At 70.8% G+C, this 7,058-nt stretch carries 3 protein-coding genes; 2 read left to right on the top strand and 1 reads right to left on the bottom strand.

The genetic code is table 11. The features are described from left to right. Window positions 1-131 precede the first annotated feature (131 nt). The gene (gene glgP, locus AB0F62_RS37070; RefSeq protein ID WP_361809900.1) at window positions 132-2,768 is read right to left on the bottom strand and encodes an alpha-glucan family phosphorylase; all 2,637 of its coding nucleotides are present in this window, start codon (window positions 2,766-2,768) and stop codon (window positions 132-134) included. Between the two features lie 567 nt (window positions 2,769-3,335). Between glgP and AB0F62_RS37065 the strand changes: the two genes are divergently transcribed. Next, window positions 3,336-5,333, top strand: a complete 1,998-nt coding sequence (locus AB0F62_RS37065; RefSeq protein ID WP_361809898.1) for an alpha-1,4-glucan--maltose-1-phosphate maltosyltransferase — start codon at window positions 3,336-3,338, stop codon at window positions 5,331-5,333. After that, a complete protein-coding gene (gene treS, locus AB0F62_RS37060) occupies window positions 5,330-7,030 on the top strand; it encodes a maltose alpha-D-glucosyltransferase (RefSeq protein WP_361809896.1) in 1,701 nt (566 codons plus the stop codon). The genes AB0F62_RS37065 and treS overlap by 4 nt, the downstream gene beginning before the upstream one ends. Window positions 7,031-7,058: the final 28 nt, after the last annotated feature.

Raw genomic sequence — 7,058 nt, 5'->3', positions numbered from 1 at the left:
GCCGGCGTCACCAGCACCCCGCGCACCCGCTGCTCCGCGAAGAGCGACAGGTACGCGGCCTCCTCCTGCGGGTTCTGCGCGCTGTTCCAACGACGGCCGGGGCCCGGTCCCGTTCCCGCGGGGCGTCCGGCTCAGCGCAGCACGCCGGCCGTCATCCCCGCCGCCTCGGGCGGCACGGCGATCAGCCCGAGCTCTGCCACCGAGGCCAGCAGCCGGTGCATCGGCAGGACCCGGACGGTGTAGCCGAAGGGGCCCGTGCGGTCGAGGGTGAGCGGCCCCTCGTAGAGCCAACGGCCCTCGAGGTCCGGCCGCCCGCCCGGCTTGAGCGAGACCACCGTCGGGTCGGCGATCCGGTCGGATTCGTCGACCCTCCCGGACACGACCTGCACGTCCACGTCCGCGGGCTCCAGGTCGCCGAGGGCCACCTGGACGCGCAGGGTGAGCGTGCTCCCGAGCTCCGGCGAACCGCCCACCGAGGCGCCGGTCTCCACGTGGTCGACGGCGACCCGGGGCCACTGCCCGCGCACCCGCCGCTTCCACGCCGCGAGTTCACCGGCCTCGGCGCCGTCCGCGAGGCGGTGGGCCCGGGCGGCGGGCGCGTACAGCCGCGTGACGTACTCGCGCACCATGCGACCGGCGAGCACCTTCGGGCCCAGCGTGCTCAGGGTGTGCCGGACCATCTCGATCCAGCGGGCCGGGAGCCCCTGCCCGCCGCGGTCGTAGAACCGGGGCGCGACCTGGGTCTCGATCAGGTCGTAGAGTGCCGCCGCCTCGATGTCGTCGCGGCGGTCGGGGTCGCCGACCGCACCGAAGCCGTCGGCGGTGGGGATCGCCCACCCGTTGTTGCCGTCGAACCACTCCTCCCACCAGCCGTCCAGGACGGAGAGGTTGAGGCAGCCGTTCAGCGCGGCCTTCATGCCCGAGGTGCCGCACGCCTCCAGCGGGCGCAGCGGGTTGTTCAGCCAGACGTCGCACCCGGGGTAGAGGTGCTGGGCCATGGCCATGTCGTAGTCCGGAAGGAAGACGATGCGGTGCCGCACCCGGGGGTCGTCGGCGAAGCGCACGAGTTCCTGGACGAGACGCTTGCCGCTGTCGTCGGCCGGATGGGCCTTGCCCGCGACGACGATCTGGATCGGCCGGGTCGGGTGGAGCAGCAGCTCCATCAGCCGGTCCTGGTCGCGCAGCATCAGGGTGAGCCGCTTGTACGAGGGGACCCGGCGAGCGAAGCCGATGGTGAGCACGTCCGGGTCGAGGACGTCGTCCACCCAGCCCAGCTCGGCCGAGCCGGCGCCGCGCTGCCGCCAGGAGGCGCGCACCCTGCGGCGCACCTCCCGCACCAGCTGTTCGCGCAGCTCCCGGCGGAGCTCCCAGATCGCGGCGTCGGGGATGCGGAAGACGCTCTCCCAGGTGTCGGCGAGCCCGGTGGTCATCGCGTCCTCGGCGTTCTGGACGCCGGCCTGCCGGGCGCCGAGCCGGAACACCTCCGGAGCGACCCAGGTGGGGGCGTGGACGCCGTTGGTGATGGAGGTGATCGGCACCTCCTCCGGGTCGAAGCCCGGCCACAGCCCGGCGAACATCTCCCGGCTGACGCTGCCGTGGAGGGTGGACACGCCATTGGCGCGCTGCGCGAGCCGCAGCCCCATCACGGCCATGTTGAAGACGTTGGGGTCGCCTCCCGAATAGGTCTCCATCCCCAGCTCCAGCACCCGCTGGACGTCGACGCCGTGCAGCTCGCCGTCGTCGCCGAGGTGGCGGGCGACCAGCTCGCGGTCGAAGCGGTCGATGCCGGCCGGCACGGGGGTGTGGGTGGTGAAGACCGTGCCGGCCCGCACGGCCTCCAGGGCGGAGTCGAAATCCAGCCCTTCTCCGTCGGCCGCGAGCTCGCGGATGCGTTCCAGGCCGAGGAACCCGGCGTGGCCCTCGTTGGTGTGGAAGACCTCGGGCTCGGGGTGCCCGGTCAGCGCGCAGTAGGTGCGCACGGCACGGACGCCGCCGATGCCGAGCAGCATCTCCTGGAGCAGCCGGTGCTCGCTCCCGCCGCCGTAGAGGCGGTCGGTGACGTCCCGTTCGTTGGGGTGGTTCTCCTCGACGTCGGAGTCGAGCAGCAGCAGCGGGACCCGGCCGACCCGGGCCAGCCAGACGTGGGCGCGCAGACTGCGCCCGCCGGGCAGGTCCAAGACGATCAGGACGGGGCCGCCGCCCTCGTCCCGCAGCAGGGACAGCGGCAGCTCGTTGGGGTCGAGCACGGGGTAGTGCTCCTGCTGCCAGCCGTCCCGGGACAGGGATTGTCGGAAGTAGCCGTGCCGGTAGAGCAGGCCGACACCGATCAGCGGCACACCCAGGTCGCTGGCGGCCTTGAGGTGGTCGCCGGCCAGGATGCCGAGGCCGCCGGAGTACTGCGGCAGCGCGGCGGTGATGCCGAATTCGGGCGAGAAGTAGGCAACGGCGGCGGGGAGTTCCCCGGCGTCCGCGGCGCCCTGGTACCAGCGCGGATTGCCGAGGTAGTCGTGGAGGTCCTCGACGGCGGTGCCGAGCCGGCGGAGGAACCTGCGGTCCTTGGCGAGGGCGTTCAGCCGGTCCTTCGAGACGGCGCCGAGCAGTCGCACCGGGTCGCCGGCCGCCGCTCTCCAGCCCTCGGGGTCGACGGACTGGAACAGCTCGCGGGTCTCGTTGTGCCAGGACCAGCGCAGATTCTGCGCGAGCTCCCCCAGGGGACGTAGTGGTTCGGGCAGGACGGTTCGCACGGTGAATCGACGAATAGCCTTCACATCTCCGACGGTAGCGGCATCTTTCGGTGCGGTGGTGACAACCGGGTACCCAACACCCCGCTGCCGGGGACCGCCGCGCGGCATGTGTGCCCAGGCGTACCGCGGCGCCCCGGACGTCCCGCGGCCCCCGCACGGCGCCGTGCGGGCGCCTCGTCAGCGTGTCGGCCGCCGGTCTACGACAGTCGCCGCAGGGAGGTCGGCCGAGGGGCACCGCGCGGACTACGACGGGCGGCCAGGCCCGGGTCACGGGCGGCGGCCGGGCGCCCCGGCGGACGCGCGCGCCTCCCCGCCGGACGGTGGCCGGTTGTCGGCGTGCGGGCGCCGTCGGGGCCGCCCCGCGCGCAACTTACGCGCCAGTACCCCTTCCCGGGGAGTATTCGACCGTCATCCAATGGGCAGGCTCAACCTTGCGCGACGCGGCGCCGAACCCTCCCCACCACAACTCGTATCCGCCCACCCGAGTGAACGCGGACAGGAGCGGTCATGCCCACAGGCAGGCATCCGATGGAGCAGATAAAAAGAGCGGAAGGTACCCGTCCGGCCACCGGCACAAACAGGTGAGGCGCAATGATCGGTCGTATCCCCGTCCTGGACGTCCGCCCGCTGGTCGACTGCGGCCGCCGCCCCGCCAAGGCGGTGGTCGGCGAGACCTTCCAGGTCACCGCCACCGTGTTCCGGGAGGGACATGACGCGGTGGCGGCGAACGTGGTCCTGCGCAACCCCGCGGGCCGCTCCGGACCCTGGACCCCGATGCGCGAGCTCGCCCCCGGCACCGACCGTTGGGGCGCCGAGGTGACCCCCACCGCGGAGGGCCGCTGGACGTACACAGTGGAGGCCTGGAGCGATCCGGTGGCCACCTGGCGGCACCACGCGGGCATCAAGATCCCCGCGGGCATCGACACCGAACTGGTCCTCGCCGAGGGGGCCGAGCTGCACGAGCGCGCGGCGGCCGGGGTGCCCAAGAAGGACGGCCGGGCCGTGGTGCTCGCGGCGGTCGACGCCCTGCGCGACGCGTCCCGTACGCCCGCGGAGCGCCATGCGGCCGTCCTCGCGCCCGACGTGGTGGCGGCGCTCGCCCGCCATCCGCTGCGCGACCTGGTGAGCGCCTCCCGTCCGGCGGCCCTCCAGGTGGAGCGGCCGCGGGCGCTGTTCGGGTCCTGGTACGAGATGTTCCCCCGCTCCGAGGGGGCGGTGGTGGACCCCACGGGCCAGGAGCCGCCGCGGTCCGGCACCTTCCGGACGGCGGCGGAACGGCTGCCGGCCGTCGCCGCGATGGGCTTCGACGTGGTGTACCTGCCGCCCGTTCACCCCATCGGCGCAGCGTTCCGCAAGGGTCCGGACAACTCGCTCACCCCCGGCCCGCACGACGTGGGCTCGCCCTGGGCGATCGGCTCCCCGGAGGGCGGCCACGACGCCGTCCACCCCGATCTCGGCACGCTCGAGGACTTCGACCACTTCGTGGAACGGGCCCGTGAGCTGCGTCTGGAGATCGCCCTGGACTTCGCCCTGCAGTGCTCCCCGGACCACCCGTGGGTCGGCAAGCACCCCGAGTGGTTCACCCGGCGGCCCGACGGCTCGATCGCGTACGCCGAGAACCCGCCGAAGAAGTACCAGGACATCTACCCGATCGCCTTCGACGCCGACATGAGCGGCATCGTGCAGGAGACCGAGCGGGTGCTGCGGCACTGGATGGACCACGGAGTGCGGATCTTCCGGGTCGACAATCCGCACACCAAGCCGGTGGTCTTCTGGGAGAAGGTCATCGCCGACATCAACCGGACCGACCCGGACGTCATCTTCCTGGCCGAGGCGTTCACCCGTCCGGCCATGATGCACACGCTGGCCCAGATCGGCTTCCAGCAGTCGTACACGTACTTCACCTGGCGCAACGACAAACAGGAACTGACGGAGTACCTGACGGAGCTGTCCGGAGAGGCCGCGAGCTACATGCGGCCGAACTTCTTCGTCAACACCCCGGACATCCTCCACGCCTACCTGCAGCACGGCGGCCGCCCGGCGTTCGAGGCGCGCGCGGTCCTGGCGGCGACCCTTTCCCCCACATGGGGGGTGTACGCCGGATATGAGCTCTGCGAGAACGCGCCGGTGCGCGAGGGAAGCGAAGAGTACCTACACTCGGAGAAGTACGAGCTCAAGCCCCGTGACTGGGCGGCAGCCGAGGCCGACGGCCGTTCGCTGGCTCCGCTGCTCACCACGTTGAACCGGCTGCGACGCCGCCACCCCGCGCTCCAGCAGCTGCGCAACCTGCGCTTCCACCCCGTGAACAACGACGCGGTGCTGGCGTACTCCAAGCGCTCGGGCGACGGCAGCGATGTCGTACTGGTGGTCGTCAACCTGGACCCGCACCACACCCAGGAGGCGACCGTCTCGTTGAACATGCCGGAACTCGGCCTCGCATGGCACGAGTCCACCCCGGTGCGCGACGAGCTCACCGGCGAGACCTACCACTGGGGCAGGGACAACTATGTGCGCCTCGAGCCGGGCCGTACGCCCGCGCACATCCTCACCCTGCGACCTACTCCATCGACAGGAGGGTCACCCACTTGATCGTCAACGAACCCGTACCTGACACGTTCGAAGACACCCCCGCGAAGGACCGGGATCCCGACTGGTTCAAGCGGGCCGTCTTCTACGAAGTGCTCGTACGGTCCTTCCAGGACAGCAACGGTGACGGCATCGGCGACCTGAAGGGGCTCACCGCCAAACTGGACTATCTGCAGTGGCTGGGCGTCGACTGCCTGTGGCTGCCGCCGTTCTTCGCCTCGCCGCTGCGCGACGGGGGTTACGACGTCGCGGACTACACGGCCGTACTGCCGGAGTTCGGGGACCTGGCCGACTTCGTGGAGTTCGTGGACGCCGCCCACCAGCGCGGAATGCGGGTGATCATCGACTTCGTCGTCAACCACACCAGCGACCAGCACGAGTGGTTCCAGCAGTCCCGCACGGACCCCGAAGGCCCCTACGGCGACTACTACGTCTGGGCGGACGACGACAAGCAGTACCAGGACGCCCGCATCATCTTCGTCGACACCGAGAGCTCCAACTGGACCTTCGACCCGGTGCGCAAGCAGTACTACTGGCACCGCTTCTTCTCGCACCAGCCGGACCTCAACTACGAGAACCCCAAGGTCCAGGAGGAGATCCTGGCCGCCCTGCGGTTCTGGCTGGACCTCGGCATCGACGGCTTCCGGCTGGACGCGGTGCCGTACCTGTACCAGGAGGAAGGCACCAACTGCGAGAACCTGCCGCGCACCCATGACTTCCTGAAGATGGTCCGCGAGGAGATCGACGCCCACTACCCCGACACGGTGCTGCTCGCCGAGGCCAACCAGTGGCCCGAGGACGTGGTCGACTACTTCGGCGACTACGCCAAGGGCGGCGACGAGTGCCACATGGCCTTCCACTTCCCGGTCATGCCGCGCATCTTCATGGCGGTGCGCCGGGAGTCCCGCTATCCGGTCTCGGAGATCCTGGCCAAGACCCCGGCCATTCCCAGCAACTGCCAGTGGGGCATCTTCCTGCGCAACCACGACGAGCTGACGCTCGAGATGGTGACGGACGAAGAACGCGACTACATGTACGCGGAGTACGCCAAGGACCCGCGGATGCGGGCCAACATCGGCATCCGGCGCCGGCTCTCCCCGCTGCTGGACAACGACCGCAACCAGATCGAGCTCTTCACCGCCCTGCTGCTCTCCCTGCCCGGCTCGCCGATCCTCTACTACGGCGACGAGATCGGCATGGGCGACAACATCTGGCTCGGTGACCGCGACGCGGTGCGCACCCCGATGCAGTGGACCCCGGACCGCAACGCGGGCTTCTCCTCCTGCGACCCGGGCCGGCTCTATCTGCCGACCATCATGGACCCGGTCTACGGCTACCAAGTCACCAATGTCGAGGCGCAGATGAGCTCCCCGAGCTCGCTGCTGCACTGGACGCGCCGGATGGTCGAGATCCGCAAGCAGAACCCGGCCTTCGGCCTGGGCTCGTACACCGAGCTGCCCTCCACCAACCCGGCCGTCCTGGCCTTCCTGCGCGAGTACAAGGACGACCTCGTCCTGTGCGTGAACAACTTCTCGCGCTTCGCCCAGCCCACCGAGCTCGATCTGCGGTCCTTCACCGGGCGGCATCCCGTCGAGCTGATCGGCGGGGTGCGCTTCCCCGCCATCGGTGAATGGCCCTACCTGCTCACTCTCGCCGGGCACGGCTTCTACTGGTTCCGGCTGCGCCGCGACACCGCGTAGGCCCACCCGCCGGGTGACGGCGACCCGG

The organism is Streptomyces sp. NPDC026673, from assembly GCF_040638135.1.
In the GTDB taxonomy this organism is placed as follows: domain Bacteria; phylum Actinomycetota; class Actinomycetes; order Streptomycetales; family Streptomycetaceae; genus Actinacidiphila.
This window is presented reverse-complemented; position numbering and strand designations above follow the sequence as displayed.